Annotated in this window: 2 protein-coding genes; both read left to right on the forward strand. The window is 49.8% G+C overall.

The genetic code is table 11. The features are described 5' to 3' along the window. Positions 1-290, forward strand: a 290-nt coding sequence (locus tag ACTHUF_RS11005; RefSeq protein ID WP_440407700.1) for a hypothetical protein, incomplete at its 5' end; no start/stop codon positions are given. A 12-nt stretch (positions 291-302) separates the two neighbouring features. Further along, the coding region (locus ACTHUF_RS11010) for a hypothetical protein (protein ID WP_440407701.1) at positions 303-791 on the forward strand (489 nt) is incomplete at its 3' end.

Raw genomic sequence — 791 nt, forward strand, 5'->3', positions numbered from 1 at the left:
GGGTTTGTGTTTGTGTTGGTGTTGGTGGTGTTGGGTGTGTGTGGGGGGTGGGTTTGGTGGTGGTTGGGGGTGGGGGTGTTTTTTTGGGGGTTTTGGGTGGTTTTTTTTGGTGGGGTTTGGGGTGTTTTTTGGGGGTTGGGTGGTGGGGGGGTTTGTTTGTTGTTGTGGGGGGGGGTTTGTGTGTGGGTTTGGGGTTTGTTGGTTTTGGTGGTTGGTTTGTGTTTGTGTGGGGGTTGTGTGGTGTGTTGGTGTTTTGTTTGTTTGTGTTGTTGGGTAATTCGTTGTTTTGATGGGTGGTGTGTATGTTTGATTGTGCCGGTACGTTCAAGTTGGGGTTGGTGGTGGTTGTGGTTGGTTTTTGTGTGGTTGGGTGGGTGTGTTTGTTGGGTTTGTGGGGTTGTTTGTTGTGGTGGTGTTTGTTGGGTTGGTTGTGTTGTGTGTTTGTGTTTGTGGGTTTGTGGTGGTTTGGTTTGGTTTTGTGGTTGTTTGTGTTGGTTTGTGTTGTGTGTTGTTTTGTTTTGTTTGTTTGGTTGGGTGGTGTGGGGGGTGTGGGTTTTGTGTTTTTTTTTTGGGTTTTTTTTTGGGGTTGGTTTGGGTGGTTTGGTTGTGGTTGGGTTGGTGGGGGGTGTTGTGTTGGTTTTTTGTGGTGGGTGGGGTGGGTGTTGTGTGGTTGGGTTGTGGGGTGGTTTGGGGGGTTGTGTTGGGGGTGTGGTGGTTGTTGGTTTGTTGTGTGGTGGTTTTGGTGGGGTTGTGTGGGTGGGTGGGGTGTGTGTGTTTGGGTTGTTTGGGGT

The organism is Neisseria sp. P0024.S006, assembly GCF_051956595.1.
Lineage (GTDB): Bacteria > Pseudomonadota > Gammaproteobacteria > Burkholderiales > Neisseriaceae > Neisseria.